The sequence below is a fragment of the Clostridium sp. CTA-6 genome (genome assembly GCF_054768115.1).
On sequence record NZ_BAAAAU010000030.1, the window covers coordinates 1 to 1,175 of the forward strand.

Here is a 1,175-nt window from a genome sequence, read left to right on the forward strand (position 1 = left end):
CAGGTTTAAGAATAAACAGAGCAGGAGATGACGCTGCAGGATTAGCAATCTCTGAAAAAATGAGAGGACAAATCAGAGGATTAAACCAAGCATCAAGAAACTCACAAGATGCTATATCATTAATCCAAACAGCAGAAGGTGCATTAAACGAAACTCACTCAATATTACAAAGAATGAGAGAACTTGCAGTACAAGCATCTAACGATACAAACGTAACAGTTGATAGAAATAACCTTGATAAAGAAGTTAAAGAGCTACAAAAGGAAATAACAAGAATAGCTACACAAACAGAATTCAACACTAAAAAACTTTTAAACGGATCTGGAAAAAATGTTAAATTCCAAATAGGTGCTAATAGTGGTCAAATGATGTCAATTACTATTGGTAGCATGGATGCAACAAAATTAGGCGTAAATTCTGGAGCTATTACTTTTTCAAAAAAAGTTGCTGCAGATATAACTGGAATGATAGACACAATAAATACAGCTATAAATACCGTATCAGAAGAAAGAGCAAAACTTGGAGCTAATCAAAACAGATTAGAACATACAATAGCAAATGTAGATAATGCAGCTGAAAACTTACAAGCAGCAGAATCAAGAATAAGAGACGTAGATATGGCAAAAGAAATGATGAACTTCACGAAGACTAACATCTTAACACAAGCTGCACAAGCGATGCTTGCACAAGCAAACCAAGCACCACAAGGAGTTCTTCAATTATTAAGATAAGTGACACTCTAAATCTATGATTTAGTTAGTGGAACTTACTCAGCGACCAGAGGAAGTCGAGTTTCATTAAAAAGTCTAAATTTAACTAGTGGATTACTCTTCTAAGGTAGTGAAGAAGAGTTTCCATTAGAAAATTAAAAAATGTATAAGATTAGGTTGAATTAAAAAAATATAAAAAGTGAGCAAGGAAGCTCATATTGAACTCAAGGAGGAATATAAAATGATAATTAATCACAATTTAAACGCTATGAATGCTCATAGACAAATGGCAATCAATACAGGAACCAATGGTAAATCAATTGAAAAATTAAGCTCAGGTTTAAGAATAAACAGAGCAGGAGATGACGCTGCAGGATTAGCAATCTCTGAAAAAATGAGAGGACAAATCAGAGGATTAAACCAAGCATCAAGAAACTCACAAGATGCTATATCATTAATCCAAAC

At 33.5% G+C, this 1,175-nt stretch carries 2 protein-coding genes; both read left to right on the forward strand.

Annotated elements, in window-relative coordinates; translation table 11 throughout:
• Positions 1 to 731, forward strand: a 731-nt coding sequence (locus ACYUDJ_RS21235) for a flagellin N-terminal helical domain-containing protein (protein WP_460290028.1), incomplete at its 5' end; no start/stop codon positions are given.
• A gap of 220 nt (positions 732 to 951) precedes the next feature.
• Positions 952 to 1,175: flagellin N-terminal helical domain-containing protein (locus ACYUDJ_RS21240; protein WP_460290029.1), on the forward strand; the 224-nt coding region annotated here is incomplete at its 3' end.